Below are 19,062 nucleotides of genomic sequence, written 5' to 3'. Positions count from 1 at the left end.
GTGCTTTTATGAAAAACTCTGTTTCCCGTCTACTCCTGGCGGCTTTGGTAGGAGCGGGCTCTACGGCTTCGGCGCAGTATCAGCCGGGTTTGGTGAGTAGCAATTACGGCGGCATTTACCGAATGCTCCAGAATCCTTCCTCAATCGCCGGGTCGCGGTACAAATTTCAACTCGTTGCCGTCAACGGTACTTCTTCCGTCAATTCTTTATACACCAAGTACATAGCAAGGGGGCTGTTCCAAACCATCCAGCTTCCCTACAGTACGTCATTGAGTATGCCCCTCCGGACGCTTGGCTCGATAACCGATGCGCCCAGAACAACCTCGTATTCCGAGATCCTGGGGCCGTCTCTGCTGTTCAACGTGGATGGCAACCAGACGCTGGCGCTGCACACGCGGATGCGGAGTTACCTCTACGGGTCGGCTTTACCGGAAAACCTAACCGAAGCGTACCGCAACCGCCTTTTTTACCGCAATCTACAGCCTTCTTCGGGCGACTTTGATTTTGGCTTAGCCCACAACAGCTACGGCGAAATTGGCCTGACGTACGGGTTGCAGGTTTTCGACGGGAAATGGCACCGGCTGAAAATTGGGGCCACGGTGCGCCGGATTGTGGGAGCGCAGTTGAGCTACCTGAACGCCCGGGGCAACTACGCCATCATCCAGAATAACGGCGAAATTGATAAAACCCTGGACATTACAAACCTGAACTACAGCCTGGGCCAAACCACGTCCCGCAAAGACTTCAGTCTGGGGTCAGTATTTTCCAGCGCGTACGGCAGCGGCTGGGGGTATGATTTCGGAGCGACTTACGAGATCGGCAAACGCACAACCGGGCGGGGTTACAACTCCGAAACGCCCATGAAAGACCCGCGTCCGGCCTACTGGCTGCGGCTTTCGGCGGCTTTGATGAACGGCGGAAGCATCAGCTACCCGGCGGGGCAAACCGTCGCGGGCAGCGGTCGACTGACATTCGAAGGACAGGAAGACCTGGAGAAATTCGGTAACGCCCCCACGGATTTCCTAACGGCAGAATCCAGCGGCAGCCCGCAGGCTTACGAACCGGGCCGGGTGGCGCTCCCCCGGATGATTCACCTGGAAGCCGACATGCGGCTGGCCCGGGGTTTTTACATCAACGGGTTGCTGATGAACAACCTGACCTCCGGCGCTTCGGTACGGATGCCAAACATGCTGATCTTCACTCCCCGGTTTGAAGACGAAGATGTGGAATTTGGCCTACCCATCTCCATAATCGGTTCCAATCGGGTGGCCGTCGGGATGTCGAGCCGCCTGGGACCACTTACCCTCGGTTTCAGCGACATGGGACGGCTTTTCAGCAAGAAGGGGGACAACCGCAGCTCCATTGTCTGGCTGGGCTTCTCTGTCTGGAAATGGAGGAAATGATAATTAAAAATTAAAAGTTAAGAATTAAAAATAGGTGAGCGTCAGCCAAAAGAATGCGCCATTCCACTTTTAATTTTTAACTTTTAATTTTTAACTTTTAATTTTTAACTCTATTTGTTCGCTTTCACCACGATCGTGAATTCCCGGGATTTCAGGGATGCACCGCCGATGAGACCGCCGTCGACGTCCGGTTGGGCGAAGAGTTCTTCCGCATTTTTCTCGTTAGCGCTGCCGCCGTACAGAATTGACGTGTTGTCAGCTACTTCCTGTCCATAGTGGCTGGCAATGTGCTGACGCAAAATCTCGTGCATTTCTTGGGCCTGCGCCGAGGTGGCCGTCAAGCCTGTACCGATGGCCCAGATGGGTTCGTAAGCGATAACGATATTGGCAAACTGCTCCGGTGACAGGTGAAACAAGCTTTCGGTAAGCTGCGTCCGGACAAAATCCAGGTGAACTTCGCTCTCGCGTTGTTCTAGCGACTCACCGCAGCAAAAAATGGGCGTCAGACCGCTGGCTAGGGCGCTGTCTACTTTTGCGGCCAGCTGGGCGTTGGTTTCGCCAAAATACTGCCGCCGTTCGCTGTGCCCCAGAATGACGTGGGATACGTTAATGGACTTCAGCATCGGAGCTGAAATTTCGCCGGTATACGCTCCGGAAGCCTTTTCGTGGCAGTTCTGGGCACCCAGCGCGATCCGCGACTGCCCTTCCAGATACGGCTTGAGCGTCGTCAGATACAGGGCTGGCGGACACAAGACCACCTGTACATCACTTGTTACTTCGTCCTTGATCATATTGACCACTTCCGACACCAGTGCGACAGCTTCGTCGAGCGTCTTGTTCATTTTCCAGTTTCCGGCAACAATCTTTTTCCGCATTAGTAAGCTATTTATGTTTAAACCCTGATTACGAATAGAATACAAATGGATTGAACCGCAAAACCTTCCTCTGCACTTTCTTGTTCAACCACTCGCGGGGCGAAATTAGCGGTTTTTCAACAGCATTTCTCATCCGGAGAAAAAGTATCCGGATTGGCAGGCAACGTTTCTCAGGAAATTGTGTTATTAGACAAAATATTTGTAACTTTCCTACGTACTTATAAGGCACATGTACAATGAAACCGTTGGTCATATTCTTCGGAATGCTGCTTTGCTGGCAAGGAGCCCGGGCAGGCGATGACGAGCAGAATAACGCGGATAAATACGGTTATTTTATCGCTAATAACCGCAAACAGGCCCGAATTCCATTCCAGCTCCACTCCAATCTGATTATCGTCCCGGTTCGAATCAACAATTCGGATACGCTGCATTTTATTCTGGATACCGGCGTCAGCTCGGTAATTATCACGGATCCGGCGGCCGTTCGGCGGCAACCGCTGCGTTTTACCCGAAAAGTAAAGCTTTCCGGCGCGGGCGAAGGCGGGCAACTGATGGCTTCCGTCGCAATCGACAACCAACTGCGAATGGGGCAGATGCAAGCTACCCACCAGAACATTGTCGTGCTCGACGATGATATTCTGCACCTTTCGGAATACGTGGGTGTTCCCGTTCACGGGATTTTTGGCTACGATGTTTTCAGCAATTTCGTGGTGACTATCGACTTCCAGCGCCGTGAACTGGTGCTGAATAATCCCAAAAACTACCGGTATCGCCGGTCACACGGTTCGCGCTACCCAATTGCGATTCAGGATACAAAACCGTACACGGATGTGATGGCCTTACTCGAAGGTGGAAAAACGCTGCCCATTCGGGTGGTGATCGACACCGGCGCGGGCCACGCTCTGCTGATTAACCGCAGCAACGGGGATGACATCCGGCTGCCCGATAAAGTAATCCGGGCGCAGCTAGGCCGGGGGCTGAGCGGGGTTATCAACGGTAGCCTGGGGCGGATCGAGAAAATTCGGCTGGGAAGTTTCGAAATGGCGAACGTCGTCGCATCGTTCCCCGACAGTACCTCTTTTGGCTTCAAGCTAGCCGAACATCCCGCCGAGCGAAACGGTAATCTGGGTTGTGAAATTTTACGCCGGTTTAAGGTGACGTTTAATTACCACGATAAATACATGGTGCTGAAACCGGTGAAACGGATCCTGAAGCAGTCGTTTGAGCATGACATGAGCGGCCTTGAGCTAAAGGCCCGGGGCAACAATTACCGGAATTACTACATCGAGAAAGTAATCGAGAACTCGCCCGCCGACCGATCGGGTTTGAAGGATGGGGACGAAGTTCTGTACATCAACAATACGCCCGCCGGAGATCTCAATGTGAGCGACATTTACAAGATGCTGCAGAAGGGGGAAGGCAAAGAAATCAACATCCTGGTCCGGCGCAACGGCGCGATTGTTTTCGCGCAGTTTGCCCTGAAACGCATGATTTAGCGTCGTAATTAAAAACGCGAAACGTAGCCAACAACAACAATAGTGGTTGGCTACGTTTCGCGTTATACAACAAAAAGGCGACGGACCGAGTCCGCGCCCATAAATTTTCGGATACCGTTGATTGGTTAAACCGACAGCGTACCTTTTTGGTGAGCGTCTTTCAGGACAGCTTCCAAACCTTTTTTGTTAATCGTCCGCATGGCCGAAGTAGCAACCTTCAGTGTAACCCATGCACCCTGCGACTCCAGGAAGAAACGTTTCTTCTGCAGGTTGGGGAAAAACTTGCGCTTTGTTCTATTGTTAGCGTGTGATACGTTATTACCAACCCGCGTCCGTTTTCCTGTAATTTGACAAACTCGTGCCATGACAATACCTTTTTCTGAATGAGCCTGCAAAACTGCCAACTTTTTGTCAAATATCCAAGTCTAAGGGGTTAAAAATTAAGAGTTAAGCGTGAAGAGTTAGCGGCCGCATCCGATAAAACAGCGCTTTTTAACGCACAACCGCTCAGGTTGCCCCCTTTTTACGCACACCTTTTCAAGGCTTCAATTTTTTCCAGGGGCAATGCTTACAGCCGTTTTTGCAACAGTAACCACGCTTCAGGTGGTAGGCGGCCGTGAAGACCAGGTAGCCCTGTTCATTAAAGTAATAATCTTCATCGGCCAGGCCATCGACCCGGGGCTTTGGAGAATTGGGATTCAGCATAGTTTGTCTGACTGAGCAAGGAATTGTATTTTTGAATTTAATTCCGTGCAGGCTCAGCCCGAAAATTACGCAGCAGTCCGCATTTTACCCACTTACTTCCCTTACGACGATGGAAACTCTACCAACGGTCACGGCGACTCAGCAGGCTATTGATCTGGAATGGCAATATGGCGCGCATAACTATAAACCGGTACCGGTGGTGCTCAACCGCGGAGAAGGCATCTTCCTGTGGGATGTAGAAGGAAAAAAATATTTCGATTTTCTGTCGGCTTATAGCGCTGTTAGTCAGGGGCATTGCCACCCGCGTATCATCAGTGCGCTCATCGAGCAGGCCCAGCGCCTGACGCTGACCTCGCGCGCTTTTCATACCGATTTGCTGGGGCAGTGCGAAAAATACCTCTGTGAGTATTTCGGCTACGATAAAGCGCTGATGATGAACTCGGGTGCAGAAGGGGGAGAAACCGCCCTGAAACTAACCCGCAAATGGGCTTACAAGGTAAAAGGCATTCCGCAGAACCAGGCCAAAACCGTGTATGCCACCGGTAATTTCTGGGGCCGGACCCTGGCGGCTATTTCGTCTTCCACCGATCCGGAAAGTACCAACGACTACGGCCCGCTGCTGCCGGGTTATCTGCTCATTCCTTACAACGACCTGAACGCCCTGGAAGCGATTTTCCGGAAAGAACCAAACATCGCCGGTTTTATGGTCGAACCGATTCAGGGCGAAGCGGGCGTTGTGGTGCCCGACGAAGGCTACTTGAAAGGCGTGCGGGAATTGTGTACGAAATACAACGTGCTCTTCATTGCCGACGAGGTACAGACCGGAATCGGGCGGACCGGCAAACGACTGGCCTGCGACCATGAAGACGTGAAACCGGACTTGCTCGTTCTCGGAAAAGCACTTTCTGGTGGCGTTATGCCGGTTTCTGCGGTGCTGGCCAACGACGAAGTGATGCTCACCATCCGACCGGGCGAACACGGCTCTACCTACGGCGGCAACCCGCTGGCGTGTGCCGTTACGATGGCCGCCCTGCGCGTAGTGGAAGACGAGAAACTGGCCGACAATGCCGAAGCGATGGGCCAACTTTTTCGCCAGCGCATGAACGCCCTGATTCAGAAAACCGATATGGTCAAGCTGGTGCGCGGAAAAGGATTGCTGAACGCCATTGTTGTGGGTGAACGTCCGGCTTACGGCGAAAAAACGGCCTGGGAAATTTGCCTGCGACTCAAAGACCTGGGCTTGCTGTGCAAACCGACCCACGGCGACAAAATCCGGTTTGCTCCTCCGCTGATCATTACCGAAGAACAAATGCACGAAGCCTGCGACATGATTGAAAAGGTAATTCTGGAAATCTAAACATACTGTCTTCTTGAAGCGCAAAAAACCGGCTCTTGCAAGAGCCGGTTTTTTGCGTTAGAACCGAACGGTCAGGCCCGGGAAAATCTGCTTGAAATTGTTCGTAAAAATAATTTCCGGCTGGACGGTCATGCGCTCGTGTATCACACTGGAAATAAGCAGCTTCATGGTGGTTCCGGTAAAAATATCCCCCTTCCGGTGGACCAGATAACCAACCCCCACCTTGAAATTGCTGGGTCCGAAGGACGTTGCTTCCTGACGCCCGCCGATCCGCTCCCGCACATTTTCGCCGAACGCTACGTAGGCAAAACCGTTTGCGTTCATGGCGAAGCCTTTGTCCGTGCGTTCGAAGAAATAATACGGAGTATAGCCCAGCCAGAGCCGCCGTTCAACGTTGTCGTTTCTTTCGTTGCGGAAGCCAAACCGGATGCTGGCGTCCAGCGTCGGAGCGAACGTGTTCCGGACCAGCCCAGCCCCGAACTCACAGGCCAGTTGAGCGGCAACTTTATACGTCCGTTTGGTAGACACAAATTCCGTCAACGGCAGGGGGTATGTAAAATTGATTCGGCGCAGGGAGTCGAGGTTGTTGACCCGAAAAAAAACCTGGTTGCCCTGCAAACCACGCTCCCAATTGTAGGCCAGCGGGTTGCGCCCTCCCGAATAGTTCTCCCGAAGGTTGGTCTCCCGAACGTACCCAAATAGCTTCTGCTTTTCGGCGTCGGTCAGGCTGCTCAGACGGGGGCCGATGGCGTATATCTTAGGACCGGCTTTTAGTTCTTTAAACTCCCGGATCAGAACGGTGTCGGGCCGGGTTGCTGGTGTTTGGGCGTAAAGGCGTGTGCAAAGGCCGCAGACCAGTGCCAGGAGGAAAAGTTTCGTCTTCATGAGAATGCGTTATAGAGAAATTTGAAGTTGAACAGGGGCTTTTTCGCGTGAATTAGTCGGAAGGGAAGCCGTAGCCGTTGGTCGGGTTAGGTGCGGAGCCAGGGCAATGGGCAATTGAAACCGCTTTTTAGGTGGCATGATGAGTTCTTCGGTCGGCTCAGGATCGGTTTTCACCGGACGGATGGATTCAATAGCCCGCCGAATCGGAGCCGGTTGAGCCGCCGAGACAGTACGGGACTTTACTTCGGTTGCCGAGAGCAATTCCGGGGTAATGGCGGCTGTTTCGGTCACCAGCAAGGGTTCTGCCTCGTTGGTAACGGTGGGTTCTGGTAAAGTGCGGGGTGGTTTGCCGGGTGCCGATAATCCTCTGAACGGTTTTGCAGCCCGGGCAATTGACGGTTTGGAGGTTTTTTCCGGATCGGTTTGCCCCCTGTTCTCTTCCGCGGTCTTGGGAGCCGTGGATGCCGGTGCCTGGGTTCTCCGGACCGTTGCCGTCTGAATCCGCGTTTCCGGCTGATTCATACCCCGAAAGGCCAGCCAGCCCAGACCGATAGCCAAGGTGAGTCCGGCGGCAATTCGCCACCAGAGGCCCCGCGTCCGGCGACGATTTCGCTGGTTCAGCGCCTGATCAAGCTGTTCCCAGGTCGGTGTTTTATCCCACGGCAGGTCGTCGTCGGAGAGCCGGTCCAACCCCTCCCGGTAGCGATCATCCAGTTCGTTTTCGCTCATGATTTTGCCCCGTTTTCACTTTTTTTTACCAATTCCTGCAAGGCCCTCCGGGCTTTGTGCAACTGCGACTTCGACGTACTTTCGCTGATGCCCAGCAGCGCGCCAATTTCCTGGTGCGAATACCCTTCAACGGCGTAGAGGTTAAAAACCGTCCGGTAACCGTCGGGCAACTCAAACAGCAACTGCAGCAGTTGTTGCGCCGACAGCTCATCATCGGCCTGAAGCGGATTGCTGAGGTCCGCCGATTCGTGGTCAAGCGTCATCCAGAACACTTTGCGCTGCCGAAGGTGCATCAGCGACTGGTTGATGAAAATCCGCTTCAGCCAGGCTTCGAATGGCCGCTCGCCCTGATACGACAGCTTTCCGATACCCTCGAAAACATGCATGAACGCTTCCATCATCACGTCTTCAGCTTCGGCGGTGTCGCGCAGATACCGCACGCACAGCCGGTACATACGCGATGCGTACCGATCGTATAAAGCCTTCTGACCCTGGCGGTTTTCCTGCTGGCAGGCGTAGAAAATGGCTTCAAGCGTCACGGGCTTCGGGTGGTTGTCTGGGCGTAGAATGCGGAATGGGTCAGTCGGGTTGCCCAGCCCGGGAAAAAATTTACATCATATGAAGCTTTTCGAAACGGCGTATTACCCGTTTTAGTACAGCCTACTGAAAAAAAATAAATCTCCGGTGCAACGTTGGTACAACGCGTGGTGTCATTAGAAAGAAAATCAGCCGCATCCGTTCCTCAGTCTGCTTGGAAACAAAGTTGTATATAGACCGACATGTCGAACTCGTAGAAAGGTGTAAACAGGGCGAAAGACGTGCGCAGTACGAACTGTACAAGCACTATTCGAAAGCCATGTTTAACGTCTGTTTACGCATCCTCAATCACGTAGGTGAGGCTGAGGATGTGTTGCAGGAAGCCTTTTTAGACGCGTTCAATAATCTTCATTCGTTCCGGAATCAATCGACGTTTGGTGCATGGCTCAAACAGATTGTAATTAACCGGTCGATCAATCACCTGAGGAGCCGAAAAAGCCGTGCCGGTTTGCAGTGGATTGATCTGGACGGCCAGCGGCTGGGCGAAGACGACGGTTTGGATGTGGCTGATACCGAACCGTTCGACGAAGAAGGTGTTCAACTGGAAGTGGACCGGGTACGCCGGGCCATGCAGGAACTGCCGGAAGGGTACCGCGTGGTGCTGTCGCTGTATTTGTTTGAAGGTTACGATCATGAGGAAATCGGGGCCGTACTGAACATCAGCGAAACCACCTCCCGAACCCAGTACATGCGGGCAAAAAAACGGCTTTTGGAGTTGTTGAAATAGGTTTAAGAATGATGGAAGGTGAGAATGACAGAAGAGTGTTGCTGGTTTTTAATTCTTTGCGGAGCTATTCACCGCACCGGCAGCCCGGTCATTCACTCATTCGGCCATTCACTCAATGAATTATGATGAAAGACAGATTAGAACGATTTGTCCGGGATAACCGGGAAGATTTCGATGTATTTGAGCCGCGGGCGGACTTGTGGAAAGATTTGGAGAAAGAGCTCGGACACAAAGAACGTCCGCTGTGGATGGGGTTGACCGCCCCGTCCTGGATGGGACGCCGTATGGTCTGGCAGATGGCCGCGTCCATCGCACTGGTGATCGGTTTGGGCAGCTTCTGGTATTTCAATACCCGGTACGGCGTTACCGAACAACCGGAAATAGTAGCATTAAGTCCTACGTACGCCCGCACCGTAACCCAATACACCCGTCTGATTGAAGACAAACGGACGGAACTCAAAACCGTTTTGGAAAGTGACCCAGCTTTGTACCAGCAGTTTGCGGCTGATCTGGACCGGCTGGAAAAAACGTACCAAAAATTAAAGCAGGAGTTACCCAAAACGCCCAATCAGGAAATCATGATTCAGGCGATGGTCGAAAACCTGCGCACCCAGATCGACTTGCTCAACCAGCAGTTGATGATTATCCAACGCATTAAGCAACAAAACCATGAACCCAATAAAAATCCTGTTTAGTTTTCTGTTTGCCAGCCTTTTGTTGGTCGGCTTTGCGCGGGCTGATAACCTGAGCGAGCGACGGAAAACGATCGTGAAAGTGTACGACGTAACCGCCAAAGATCAATTGATGATTGAAAACCAGTTTGGCAACGTCAACATTAATTTATGGAACCGGGACGAAATCCGGGTTGAAATAATCATCAAAGCAAACGCCAGCTCCGAGGATCGGGTACAGCGGTTTCTGGATGCGGTTGAAATTGTCGAGCGACGCAACGGCGACCAGATTAGCCTGAAAACATCGATTGATAAAAACGGCTCGGGCGGCTCCTGGACGATGAACCGCAACAAGGACGGTGAGCGAAACGGGGTACAGATTGACTATCAGGTTTCGATGCCGAAAACAAACGCGCTGGTGGTGAAGAACTCCTTCGGGAACACCAACATCCCGACGTTCAGCGCACCGTTGACCATCAACCAGCAGTACGGTAATTTCTCGACGACCGAACTAAACGGCAGTCACGTGGATGTGGATGTACGGTTTGGGAAAGCCGACATTCAGGCCATGGAAAACGGCAAGCTCAACATTCAGTACGCCAAGCTGCAGTTGGAGAAAGCCAATAACATCAGCCTGAATAACCAGTTTGGCGGACTCTGGATTGGAGAAGTGAGTCGGCTGGATGGCAAAATCGGGTATTCGGGCGCCAAAATTGGAACCGTGAAGCAGTCATGCAACGTAAAACTGGATTTTTCGGGCGGTTTCAGGATTGACCAGCTAAACAAGTCGGTGGATAACATTGATATTCAGGCCAACTATTCGTCCGTAGTTTTACCGATGGCCAATGCCAACGACTACAACTTTGATGTAACGGTTAGCTACGGCGGTTTTAAATACCCATCCGACGGGCGGATCATGATGAGTGCCCAGCCCGACGAAGACGACCACCGGGGGCCGAAACTGACCAAGCAATACAGCGGGAAAGTGGGCAAAGGAACAGCCACCAAAGTACGGGTCATCTCGAAATTTGGGGATGTGAAGTTTCAGTAAAACCGTTCAGCGGCCGGGGGTGAGCAATTCGATAACGTCACGGTGTTGCGGATACTGATTTAGTAAATCCGCCCGCCCGGCCAGTTCAAAATCTGCAAAATCAAATCCCGGTGCCACCGTGCACCCCACCAGCGAGTAAGCGGTTCCGTCGGCCGGTTTTGAACCAAACCAGCAACCGGCCGGCACCACCGCCTGAAACACCTCGCCCCGCTCCGGGTTGTTGCCCAGTCGAATAACTTCCAGATTGCCCGTCGGATGAATCACGTAGACGTTCAGCGGACCGCCGGCGTAAAAATGCCATACTTCGTCGGCCTGAATGCGGTGCAGGGCGGAGAAGTGGTGGCTTTCCAGTAGAAAATAAATGCCGGTGCTGAAGTTGCGGTCACCGGAAAATCGACTGGGGAGCGCCTGATGCGGTATTTTTTCGGTAGCCCGGTAGGTTTCAACGAAAAAACCGCCCTCGGGATGGGCCTCCATTCGGTACGCGTCGATCCAGTACTGGGCAGAAAACTCCATAAGTAGACAGGTTGGTCGGGCGGGCTTTCGGGCCCGGTTCAAAGTTCGTGTTTGGCCGCAAGTTACCGTTTTCTCCCCGATTTTGTGTGTCTGAGGCCGGGTTGCCAGATTGTCGCAAACACCCCTGAAATTGGCGGATTCGCCCCCGCTGCTTGTCTGGAGGGCTACTTACCTTTGTCAGGTAAACTAAACACAAATACGTATGGCAACGCAAATTTTTGTAAATCTGCCCGTTAAAGACCTGAACAAATCCATCGAGTTTTTTACCCAACTTGGTTACACGTTTAATCCGCAATTCACGGACGAGAATGCTACCTGCATGGTGATCAGTGACACCATTTACGTGATGCTGCTGGTAGAGCCATTTTTCAGGACGTTTACCAAAAAAGAAGTTGCGGATGCCACCAAAACGACCGAAGTCATTGTTTGCCTTTCAGCCGACAGCCGCGAAGCGGTCGATGCACTGGTCAGCAAAGCCGTAGCGGCCGGTGGAACCACCCCGAACGAGAAGCAGGACCAGGGCTTTATGTACGGACACGGTTTTCAGGATCTGGACGGTCACCTGTGGGAAGTCGTGTACATGAACCCCAGCGCCGTTAATCAGGGGTAATCCCGATTTTTATAATACGAATGCCCACTCGGTACCATACCGAGTGGGCATTCGTATTACATACCAGATGCACTTGCAATCAAATTTTTCTAGTTGTTAACCGGTGCAGGTTTGTATGATATGTTTGGTGCTATCTGAGGGCTCTTCCATCTAATTAAGCCGCGCATAAATCCAAACAAAGGTTCTCTTTTCGGCTTGGCCTGAAGAAAATCGCAATACCCTTCCAGTGCCTCAATCAAGGGGTAAAACTCTTTGATATGCCCAAATAGCTCAATTTTCCTGGAAGCTTCACCGAGGGCCAGGATTTCGAGCCCCTCGTCGGTCAATAAACCGGGATGTTTGCCAAAAAAAGCACGGGCAGTCAGGGCAATCCAGTCAAAATGACGACGGGAGTACGACTGCTTTTCGGTGGAATTACTGGATGAAAGCCGCTGGGCATGATCCATGAGGCATTGGGCGATGTCTTCGTACACGTTGGTATAGGGTTTAGAAGGCTGTCTGATAAATGGCTTCTGGTATAACTACCTCACAACCAGTTTGAAAAATACTTTATCACACCAACAAAAACAAAAATTATGCCGATTAAAAAGATGAAATAGTTAAAAAAAATCACAGAAAAGTTACTAGATGCTTCCAGAGGCATTTTTTGGGTGGCCAAAAGCCTAGTCAGCCTCGCAAACAGAATTCGTTACTCAGCATTTTACTTTAAATTAAATAAAGTGACGCTTATAGTAACATAGGAGGGCAGAATGGACAAATTACCCTGTGGCTGGAATGGCTTTGCCCTTTTGCCGACTTCCAGCACTGGCGGAAAGTACGGTTTGGAAGGAAGGGCGTGAAGTAGAACCGCCAAATTTTTTTATGGCATCGAAACGGAGCAAGGCGTTTTACCGCCCGCTAGAAGTTTAGTCTTTTGCGGGCTTGGCGCCTGGTAAACGGCTTTTCAGCCAGGTAATTTGACCGCGGTGGTTGGATTCGTGCTCACAGACATGAAACCACTTCCAGTAGGTATTAATGGATTCCTTCATTTGCTTGCTCCAGACCGGATCAACGGCCAGCAACCATTTATCATCTTTCTTCTTCAGCTCCGCCAGGGTCTTTTCCCGTACAGCCGCCAGTTTATCCAGGTAATAAGCAACCTCCTGGCCTTTGATTTCTTTCCGCCCGGCATCGCCCAGTTCCATGGCGGCTCCCCACTCTTTCTTTTCTTCTTCGTTAAAATCCTGCCGCCCTTCAAAGGTGTTGATCTGGTAGAATTTATCCACGGCAGCCAGGTGCAGCAGCAACCCTCCGATGGTGTTGGCGTTGGCGTCGAAGAGAAAGTCGAGTTGGGCCATCGTCAGATTTTTAACGGAACGAATAATGGTATCCCGGTTGTAATTCAGCATTGAGACCAGGGTCCCAATTTGCGGGGTATACCCCTTCAGGGGGCCGATAACGAGTAAACTCTCTTCCGGCGCAGAAGCGCGAGCCGAAGCCGATTGGGGAGACAGCCCCGGTAACGTTAGGCCAACGGCGGCCGCAAGCCCGTCGTTCAGGAAGTTACGACGTGAAAAACGCTCGTTCATACGTGTAGCTGTAGAGATGGTGAAAAACGAATGGCGCTACTGATCAGGGCTTTAGAGCTCCGGCCTGCGATGAACGAAGGTATTCAATTGCCGGGGATTTGGTAAGCCTGTTCACTGACTTTTTATTTACCGTATCAGTCAGGAGCAGCCTTACGGTTTGATTACTTTACCACGCCGAACAGTTCGTCCCTGCTCGTCCTGGATCAGGACAAAAAATAGCCCGGCCGGTAAGGTCGAAACATCCAGCACGCCGGAATAGTCGGTTGCCGTCTGGTTTAATACCGTTGCGCGCAACACCCGGCCGCGCGCATCCACCAGAATACTGCGGTATGACCGGCCAGTGGCCGAAACCGGGATAAATTCGATGGTGATTTCGTGAGAAGCCGGATTCGGTGAAATCCGAAAGCTTGGAGTCGGAGCAACGGACGTATTGATTGCCGTAATGACATCCAGCCGGATTTCTGCCGACACCAGTTCACCACACCCGTTGGCGCTGGCCCGCACGGAATAACGCCCCGATTGCCGGGCGGTAAATGATTGTTGTGTGGCACCGGCAATCGGACTACCGTTCAGGAGCCACTGATTGCCCGTGGCTACGCTGGAATAGAGCGTATTACCGTCGCGGGAAATGGTCGGTGCCTGCGGTTCTTTGACGGTGACAACGACTGCCGCAGATGTTACGGGTGGACACTCACCCGCCACCCGGACGCTATATGACCCAGGAGCAGAGACCGTCAACGTGGAGGAAGTTGCCTCCGGAACCGCCTTTCCATCCCGAAACCATTGGTAGGTATAGCCGGTCATTTCCGACGCGCGCAAGACGAGCGAACTACCCCGGCAAATGGTCGTCGGACTGTCGGGTGTGATCATGGCTGCGGCTTCGGTGCCCGTCCTGGCGGTAACTGCCACTCGCTCCGCTACCGGACAGTCCGTAGCAATGACCCGCAAATCGTACAAATAATAGTAGGCATCGGTCAGCGTGTCGGCGTTATACAGCGATCCTGTCAGGCTAACAACGCCGGGAATCTCAAACGGAAAACCCGTTACACCAACGTTGCTCCGGAAAATAGTGGCGCCATCTTCGTAATCGATGGCGATCTTGTAAGTACCCGGTTCGGGAATTGATAAATTTAAAAGGTATTCGGCTCCCGGATCATTCGGATCGTCGGACTGCTGCCCGGACGGGGGCGTTCCAACGGGCGTAGTAGGGTCACGGGTGGGTGTTACGTCAAGGGCAACGCTCGAAACGGTCGAACCATCCAGTTTCTGAACGGTAAAAATAACCCGGCCGGCACTGCCGATGTAAAGCCGGGCGCTTTCCAGCACCAGGGGCACCCGCGTCGAAATCAAAGGCTGAGGGCCAAAATTGCCCGAGTAGGTGCCACCCCCAAAAGCGCGTTTGCTGGTTGGCCCGACAATACCAGTAAACTGGTTCAGGGCTGCGTAATAAATACCGTTAGCCGGTCGGCCGAACGCCGTCGTCTGGTTTCCGGCGCCAATCAGTTTTCCGCCCGTTGGCGAATCGTACCAGAACGCCGTGCCGCTGCCCGTATTGCGCAGGGAAACCGTGTTGTTGTCGCAGGTTGAAACCGAAAAATTCCCCTGATCGGCGGGAGCTACGGCCGTCGTCAGGATGCTGATTAATTCGTTATTGGCCGTGTTCTGATCGGTTGCGAGTTGGGTTTGAATCACGAATCGGTAGGACGTTGCGGCCTTCAAATCGGCCGGTCCCTGGAGCAGCAACTGCGCTTCCTTAAAGGGACCGAGTGGAGCATGGAGCGTGTCCCGCAGACTGGCGACTGTTGTTCCGGAAGGCGCGATGACCAGCACAGTAACGGGAACATGCCGCTGTTCGTCCGAACCGTAATTGCGGATTGTTACGGCCACCTCGAGCTGCGACTGGCTGCAAAAATCGTTCTGGGGCGTTACCAGTGCACTGATGCCCACGTCGTTGTGCGGCCTTTCAAAGCTGACCCGATAATCCTGGGTTTCTCCCTGCGCATACGTCCCGCAAGCCAATACCGTTCCCGCATCTTTCGTTTCGACGGTTACAATCCGGAGCCGGGTGGTCTGACCGCTGATCAGGCCGCCGGGTACGGTTACGTTGGCGGAGAATGTTGCCGGGGTCGTCAGCGCGCCCGACGTGGCAACCAGTTCGTTGGCGTCGTCAAAATCACCATCAAGGTTCCAGTCGATGAAAGCTTTCGTGATGGTCGGGCGGTTCCCGTTACAGCTACCAATCGTGATCCGCAACGGCACAGTCTGGTTCACCGACACCGCCGTGACCGCGTTGGTGAAATCGGTGTAGGTTTGACAGCCGCTTTGACCGGCCTGGTCAATACCTCCAAACTGAACCCGGTCGATGTTGGCCGAACCCGCCGAGGTGGCCGCCGATGTACAATACGGGGTTCCGCCCACTCCGCTGATGATCAGGGCAAAATCCTGCTTCCCGTTTTTGAGCGTTTTTTTATGGGAAATGGTCAGCGTATACGTTTTTCCGGGAATGGCGTCGGCCACCAGAATCTGTTCAACGTTGTCCCGAATGTTGTCGCCCGTGGTAGCCGGGTTGGCGGGGTGGTTGGGGTCGAGCACCCAGGGTTGCCAGGATGCAGTACCGTTGGCTAGCCGGATGTCCAGATCATTCACCAGGCGCGGAGTGCGGTTGTTAAGGTTTGCGGTTGTGGCGGATAAAGCCGTGCCTTCCGGATCGGTCCAGCAGATGGTGACGACCAGCGGGCCCCGGCCCGAGGCCACGAACTGCACGGTTTGCTTTTCGCCCTGGTTTAGCGCGCGTTCCTCCAGCTGATGGTTCTTGTCCATGTTGCCAATCACGCGGGCGGCCTTTTCGGTATTTAGTAAACCCCAGCCGAAGCGGTAATCGGGACCGGGAGCATCACCGGCTTCGTCCGTTGTGTGCAGCGCCAGACCTCTCAGGGTCGACGACCGCATGAACTGCCCGTTGTGTAGCTGGGCGTAATATTCCTGCAACAGCAGCAGGGAGCCAGTTACATTGGGAGCCGCCATTGACGTGCCCGAAAGGGTTGCATAGGCGTTGTCACCGGCTGAACCCGACGATAAGACGCTGACACCGACGCCGACCAAATCCGGTTTGATGCGGCCATCGTCGGTGGGCCCCCAGGAACTGAAGCTCGCCAGCCGTGCGTCCGAGGGTTGCGTGTATTCGAGCGGTATGCTGCTGACGGCTCCGACCGACAAGATATTCTTGGCGTTGCTATCGGTCGAAATCTGATCGTAGCTGCTCTGATCGTCGCGGGCTGTCCGGCTCAGGGTATTGCTGGCCCCCAGCCAGTAGGCAACCCCCGCTCCGGGGCCGTTCTGTCCGTGCGTGTTGCCCGCCGATTTGACGTGCAGGTAATAGGGAGCCGCCACGGCGATGCGGTCCCAATCGCGGGCACCCGCGTTGTAAATCCCGAACTTATAATCTTCGGTAATGCTGATGGTGGTATCGCCCCACCATTCCCATTTGGACTCACTATCCCGATCCGGATTAAAGATCCAACCCGCCTGGATGTTGTAAGAGTGATTGGAAACCAGCAGGTTGGGCGCAGCCGCAGCGACTTCGGCATCATCGTTGTCGAAGTCATACGCTTTTAGATTGGCGCCGTAGGCCATTCCCCGCGCTCTTTCGTTGACGCCCGCCCCCACCAGGATGCCGGCAACGTGCGTCGGGTGGTTGGAAATGGCCGTTACGTTGTCAATCTGCGTAACCCGACCGGCCAGTTCAACGTGGCTCAAACGCGGCCGCCCTCCGTCCCAGACACCCAGTTTATCGCGAACCGAAGAACTGTTTCCTGATAAATTCAGGCCCAGAACACCCCCGGCGTACAGGGATGAGGTCCGGGTTGTAGTACCGGCCCGCGTTGCACTGCCGGTTGCGTTGAAGAGCAGATTGCCACGTTCATCTGTACTTTTCAAGATTAGGACCGTGCCGTCGGAGCGTTCCCGTCGGAGCGGAATCGCTCGTTTCTGGGCAATATCGACGGCCCGGCGATAGGAGGGACGATTTTGCTGCTGCAAATCCTGGCTTAGGCGACTGAGGGCAGCTTTTTGCAGCGAGTTATAAAGCGGTTTCTGGGCACTGACCCCGAAGGCCGTTCCCAGCAGTAAGCAAATCCAAAAGAATTGTACACGTGCAGCCATAAAAAATGCTAAGTCCAACAAGTAACTAAAACTGTTGGACTTAGCATTAAGCTAAACGGATTTTCTGTCCGTTTAGTATTAGGCCGCCTTTTGGGCTGACAGGATTACGTCTTTTACTTTTTTCGTGGTGCTATTGGACACTTCAACGCGGTACGTACCGTTGGTGGCATCTTTCAAGCCAAAGTAAATGGTGTTTCCATCAATCAGCTGCTGGCTGGCAATGACTTCTCCGTTTGAATTCGACAACCGAACCGTGACCGGCTCATCGTCTATGCGGTTTACAACAACCGTCACGTTCGCCTTGGGCGCTGATTGACCCAGCAATGAACCAAGAAGTGACTGGGGAGTAATAGCGTCAATGACACAAATCAAAATAAAGCCCATTCCAAGGGCAATTAACGAAGCTTTCAGCGTGGTGTTCATCTTTTTATTTGTCTTTAGTGAAAATCTTTGTTGGAATCAATACGACAAAGTAACTATTAAAAGATGGCACTTAGTTGCATGAAATTAAGTAGCTGAATTTCAGTGCAATTTTGATTTATGTATAAATAAGTAATTGTATTAATTATGACAAAATATTATTTGGTTTAACTGTGCTAATGGTAAGATATGAACATGGTAAAACCGTTTACTCAAATAATGGGACAAACGTTAAAGACGTGAAGATTCTTTTTATAATACAATTTTTCGTTAACGAAAAAGAGGATGTTTTTGAAGGCTGAATCCTTTTGCTGATCCACTAGAAAGATTTTATGCTTATTGGGACGACTCCTTTTAGCTTTGATGAAGCAAGTTCGAAAGGAAAAAAGTACAAAAAGAGATAAAAAAAACGGTGTAGGAGATCCTACACCGCTTCCGTAGCTTCAGCCTGCGCTGGCACACGTTTCGGGGGTTGTTTCTTTGGAGGGATATAATGCCGAAAAAAACTACCAATTTTCATTTGAAGTACACCAAAAACGGCTTCTTTGAAGATCCCACTCGACATTTTAGAAACGCCTTTCGTTCGGTCGGTAAAAATAATCGGTACCTCAGTGATGCGATAACCGTATTTCCAGGCCAGAAACTTCATCTCGATCTGAAAGGCGTAGCCGACAAACCGAATATTATTTTGCAGAATTGTTTCCAGCACATCCCGGCTGTAGCAGATAAAGCCCGCCGTGGGGTCCATGACCGGCATACTGGTGATATACCGCACGTAAATACCGGCAAAATACGACATCAACACGCGGCCCATCGGCCAGTTGACAACGTTGACGCCGGTGATATACCGGGAACCGATGGCTACGTCGTTGCCACCGTCGGCGCAGGCATGGTAGAGCCGCACCAGATCATCGGGATTGTGGGAAAAGTCGGCATCCATTTCGCAGACGTAGTGGAAACCGTGCTCCAGCGCCCACCGGAAACCGGTCAGATAAGCCGTCCCCAGCCCTAGTTTGCCTTTGCGCTCCAGAAGGTGGAGCCGTAGGGGTAGTTCACTGGCGCCGTACTCACGCTGCAATTCCATCACCCGTCGGGCCGTGCCATCGGGTGAACCATCGTCGACAATCAGTACGTCGAAGGGCACAGGCAAACTCAGCACCTTTCGAATGATTGCTTCGATGTTTTCGATTTCATTATAGGTCGGAATGACCACTAAGCATTCTTTCAAAGCACAACCGGGTTAAGGTCTAACGTTATTTAAATAACCAAAAAAAAGTCGTTTTAATACAAT

19 protein-coding genes are annotated in these 19,062 nt (G+C 52.5%); 7 read left to right on the top strand and 12 right to left on the bottom strand.

Annotated elements, in window-relative coordinates; all coding sequences use genetic code 11:
- Positions 1 to 8 precede the first annotated feature (8 nt).
- Positions 9 to 1,403, top strand: a complete 1,395-nt coding sequence (locus OQ371_RS07465) for a DUF5723 family protein (protein ID WP_265993165.1) — start codon at positions 9 to 11, stop codon at positions 1,401 to 1,403.
- Positions 1,404 to 1,513: 110 nt separating this feature from the next.
- Here OQ371_RS07465 and tpiA read toward each other — a convergent pair whose 3' ends face one another.
- On the bottom strand, positions 1,514 to 2,278 hold the full coding sequence (gene tpiA, locus OQ371_RS07460) for a triose-phosphate isomerase (RefSeq protein WP_265993164.1): 765 nt from the start codon (positions 2,276 to 2,278) through the stop codon (positions 1,514 to 1,516).
- A 236-nt stretch (positions 2,279 to 2,514) separates the two neighbouring features.
- On the opposite strand from tpiA, the gene OQ371_RS07455 reads away from it, so the two are divergent.
- Positions 2,515 to 3,774, top strand: a complete 1,260-nt coding sequence (locus tag OQ371_RS07455) for an aspartyl protease family protein (protein ID WP_265993163.1) — start codon at positions 2,515 to 2,517, stop codon at positions 3,772 to 3,774.
- Positions 3,775 to 3,899: 125 nt separating this feature from the next.
- On the opposite strand, the gene rpmB is transcribed toward OQ371_RS07455, so the two are convergent.
- Positions 3,900 to 4,139 (bottom strand): 50S ribosomal protein L28, encoded by a 240-nt coding sequence (rpmB, locus tag OQ371_RS07450; protein WP_111629217.1) that lies wholly within the window; start codon positions 4,137 to 4,139, stop codon positions 3,900 to 3,902.
- A 172-nt stretch (positions 4,140 to 4,311) separates the two neighbouring features.
- Positions 4,312 to 4,479 (bottom strand): C1orf53 family protein, encoded by a 168-nt coding sequence (locus tag OQ371_RS07445; RefSeq protein ID WP_265993162.1) that lies wholly within the window; start codon positions 4,477 to 4,479, stop codon positions 4,312 to 4,314.
- Positions 4,480 to 4,588: 109 nt separating this feature from the next.
- Between OQ371_RS07445 and rocD the strand changes: the two genes are divergently transcribed.
- On the top strand, positions 4,589 to 5,836 hold the full coding sequence (gene rocD / locus OQ371_RS07440; RefSeq protein WP_265993161.1) for an ornithine--oxo-acid transaminase: 1,248 nt from the start codon (positions 4,589 to 4,591) through the stop codon (positions 5,834 to 5,836).
- Between the two features lie 57 nt (positions 5,837 to 5,893).
- On the opposite strand, the gene OQ371_RS07435 is transcribed toward rocD, so the two are convergent.
- Genes OQ371_RS07435 through OQ371_RS07425 form a run of 3 tightly spaced genes read right to left on the bottom strand, consistent with a single transcriptional unit; the run spans position 5,894 to position 7,989 of the window.
- On the bottom strand, positions 5,894 to 6,721 hold the full coding sequence (locus OQ371_RS07435) for a hypothetical protein (RefSeq protein ID WP_265993160.1): 828 nt from the start codon (positions 6,719 to 6,721) through the stop codon (positions 5,894 to 5,896).
- Between the two features lie 9 nt (positions 6,722 to 6,730).
- Complete coding sequence (locus tag OQ371_RS07430; protein ID WP_265993159.1) at positions 6,731 to 7,450, bottom strand: hypothetical protein; 720 nt, start codon at positions 7,448 to 7,450, stop codon at positions 6,731 to 6,733.
- Complete coding sequence (locus OQ371_RS07425; RefSeq protein WP_265993158.1) at positions 7,447 to 7,989, bottom strand: RNA polymerase sigma factor; 543 nt, start codon at positions 7,987 to 7,989, stop codon at positions 7,447 to 7,449. Before OQ371_RS07425 ends, OQ371_RS07430 begins: the two co-directional genes overlap by 4 nt.
- A gap of 212 nt (positions 7,990 to 8,201) precedes the next feature.
- On the opposite strand from OQ371_RS07425, the gene OQ371_RS07420 reads away from it, so the two are divergent.
- The 3 genes from OQ371_RS07420 (at position 8,202) to OQ371_RS07410 (ending at position 10,496) form a co-directional block, all read left to right on the top strand.
- On the top strand, positions 8,202 to 8,774 hold the full coding sequence (locus OQ371_RS07420) for an RNA polymerase sigma factor (protein ID WP_265993157.1): 573 nt from the start codon (positions 8,202 to 8,204) through the stop codon (positions 8,772 to 8,774).
- A 122-nt stretch (positions 8,775 to 8,896) separates the two neighbouring features.
- Positions 8,897 to 9,469 carry a hypothetical protein gene (locus tag OQ371_RS07415; protein ID WP_265993156.1) on the top strand — a complete coding sequence of 191 codons (573 nt, stop codon included), beginning with the start codon at positions 8,897 to 8,899 and terminating at the stop codon, positions 9,467 to 9,469.
- Positions 9,444 to 10,496, top strand: coding sequence for a hypothetical protein (locus OQ371_RS07410; RefSeq protein ID WP_265993155.1), 1,053 nt, complete (start codon positions 9,444 to 9,446; stop codon positions 10,494 to 10,496). The genes OQ371_RS07415 and OQ371_RS07410 overlap by 26 nt, the downstream gene beginning before the upstream one ends.
- 6 nt (positions 10,497 to 10,502) lie before the next feature.
- On the opposite strand, the gene OQ371_RS07405 is transcribed toward OQ371_RS07410, so the two are convergent.
- On the bottom strand, positions 10,503 to 11,012 hold the full coding sequence (locus OQ371_RS07405) for a cupin domain-containing protein (protein WP_265993154.1): 510 nt from the start codon (positions 11,010 to 11,012) through the stop codon (positions 10,503 to 10,505).
- Positions 11,013 to 11,214: 202 nt separating this feature from the next.
- On the opposite strand from OQ371_RS07405, the gene OQ371_RS07400 reads away from it, so the two are divergent.
- Entirely contained in the window at positions 11,215 to 11,622 is a 408-nt protein-coding gene (locus tag OQ371_RS07400; protein WP_265993153.1) for a VOC family protein, read from the top strand.
- Between the two features lie 89 nt (positions 11,623 to 11,711).
- On the opposite strand, the gene OQ371_RS07395 is transcribed toward OQ371_RS07400, so the two are convergent.
- The 5 genes from OQ371_RS07395 to OQ371_RS07375 all read right to left on the bottom strand — a co-directional run bounded on the left by OQ371_RS07395 (position 11,712) and on the right by OQ371_RS07375 (position 18,999).
- Complete coding sequence (locus OQ371_RS07395) at positions 11,712 to 12,095, bottom strand: hypothetical protein (RefSeq protein ID WP_265993152.1); 384 nt, start codon at positions 12,093 to 12,095, stop codon at positions 11,712 to 11,714.
- Between the two features lie 432 nt (positions 12,096 to 12,527).
- Positions 12,528 to 13,190 (bottom strand): DinB family protein, encoded by a 663-nt coding sequence (locus OQ371_RS07390; protein WP_265993151.1) that lies wholly within the window; start codon positions 13,188 to 13,190, stop codon positions 12,528 to 12,530.
- Between the two features lie 150 nt (positions 13,191 to 13,340).
- Entirely contained in the window at positions 13,341 to 17,351 is a 4,011-nt protein-coding gene (locus tag OQ371_RS07385) for a S8 family serine peptidase (RefSeq protein WP_265993150.1), read from the bottom strand.
- Between the two features lie 78 nt (positions 17,352 to 17,429).
- Positions 17,430 to 17,774 (bottom strand): T9SS type A sorting domain-containing protein, encoded by a 345-nt coding sequence (locus OQ371_RS07380; protein ID WP_265993149.1) that lies wholly within the window; start codon positions 17,772 to 17,774, stop codon positions 17,430 to 17,432.
- Positions 17,775 to 18,195: 421 nt separating this feature from the next.
- Positions 18,196 to 18,999 carry a polyprenol monophosphomannose synthase gene (locus OQ371_RS07375; RefSeq protein ID WP_265993148.1) on the bottom strand — a complete coding sequence of 268 codons (804 nt, stop codon included), beginning with the start codon at positions 18,997 to 18,999 and terminating at the stop codon, positions 18,196 to 18,198.
- Positions 19,000 to 19,062: the final 63 nt, after the last annotated feature.

Origin of the sequence: Larkinella insperata, assembly GCF_026248825.1 — a bacterium.
Classification (GTDB): Bacteria; Bacteroidota; Bacteroidia; order Cytophagales; family Spirosomataceae; genus Larkinella; species Larkinella insperata.
This window is presented reverse-complemented; position numbering and strand designations above follow the sequence as displayed.

Bases quoted from the DNA above. Each gene is read 5' to 3' on its own strand.
- OQ371_RS07410 (WP_265993155.1), top strand. From the start codon at position 9,444: ATGAACCCAATAAAAATCCTGTTTAGTTTTCTGTTTGCCAGCCTTTTG.
- OQ371_RS07415 (WP_265993156.1), top strand. From the start codon at position 8,897: ATGATGAAAGACAGATTAGAACGATTTGTCCGGGATAACCGGGAAGAT.
- OQ371_RS07455 (WP_265993163.1), top strand. From the start codon at position 2,515: ATGAAACCGTTGGTCATATTCTTCGGAATGCTGCTTTGCTGGCAAGGA.
- OQ371_RS07390 (WP_265993151.1), bottom strand. From the start codon at position 13,190: ATGAACGAGCGTTTTTCACGTCGTAACTTCCTGAACGACGGGCTTGCG.
- OQ371_RS07430 (WP_265993159.1), bottom strand. From the start codon at position 7,450: ATGAGCGAAAACGAACTGGATGATCGCTACCGGGAGGGGTTGGACCGG.
- OQ371_RS07445 (WP_265993162.1), bottom strand. From the start codon at position 4,479: ATGCTGAATCCCAATTCTCCAAAGCCCCGGGTCGATGGCCTGGCCGAT.
- OQ371_RS07405 (WP_265993154.1), bottom strand. From the start codon at position 11,012: ATGGAGTTTTCTGCCCAGTACTGGATCGACGCGTACCGAATGGAGGCC.
- OQ371_RS07400 (WP_265993153.1), top strand. From the start codon at position 11,215: ATGGCAACGCAAATTTTTGTAAATCTGCCCGTTAAAGACCTGAACAAA.
- rocD (WP_265993161.1), top strand. From the start codon at position 4,589: ATGGAAACTCTACCAACGGTCACGGCGACTCAGCAGGCTATTGATCTG.
- tpiA (WP_265993164.1), bottom strand. From the start codon at position 2,278: ATGCGGAAAAAGATTGTTGCCGGAAACTGGAAAATGAACAAGACGCTC.
- rpmB (WP_111629217.1), bottom strand. From the start codon at position 4,139: ATGGCACGAGTTTGTCAAATTACAGGAAAACGGACGCGGGTTGGTAAT.
- OQ371_RS07465 (WP_265993165.1), top strand. From the start codon at position 9: ATGAAAAACTCTGTTTCCCGTCTACTCCTGGCGGCTTTGGTAGGAGCG.
- OQ371_RS07385 (WP_265993150.1), bottom strand. From the start codon at position 17,351: ATGGCTGCACGTGTACAATTCTTTTGGATTTGCTTACTGCTGGGAACG.
- OQ371_RS07435 (WP_265993160.1), bottom strand. From the start codon at position 6,721: ATGAAGACGAAACTTTTCCTCCTGGCACTGGTCTGCGGCCTTTGCACA.
- OQ371_RS07380 (WP_265993149.1), bottom strand. From the start codon at position 17,774: ATGAACACCACGCTGAAAGCTTCGTTAATTGCCCTTGGAATGGGCTTT.